The sequence below is a fragment of the Leptotrichia sp. OH3620_COT-345 genome (genome assembly GCF_003932895.1).
Taxonomy (GTDB): domain Bacteria; phylum Fusobacteriota; class Fusobacteriia; order Fusobacteriales; family Leptotrichiaceae; genus Pseudoleptotrichia.
Genome location: NZ_RQYW01000247.1, coordinates 1 through 201 on the forward strand (window position 1 = coordinate 1; position 201 = coordinate 201).

The following is a 201-nucleotide window of genomic DNA, read 5'->3' on the forward strand; positions in this document are numbered from 1 at the left end:
GCGGGAGTAATAGACTATACAGGCAATGCATACGGAGTAGCTTATGTACATGAAGATGAAACAATAAAGCTTGGAAACAGTACAGGTTGGTATGCAGGAGCGATACATAACAGATTAAAATTTAAAGATATAGGCAGATCTAAAGAAGATACAACTATGTTAAAATTAGGAATCTTTAAATCAAAAGCATTTGACCATAAC

1 protein-coding gene is annotated in these 201 nt (G+C 33.8%); it reads left to right on the forward strand.

The window, feature by feature from the left end:
- A partial coding sequence (locus tag EII29_RS11925; protein ID WP_148096467.1) for a hypothetical protein occupies positions 1 to 201 on the forward strand: 201 nt, incomplete at both ends.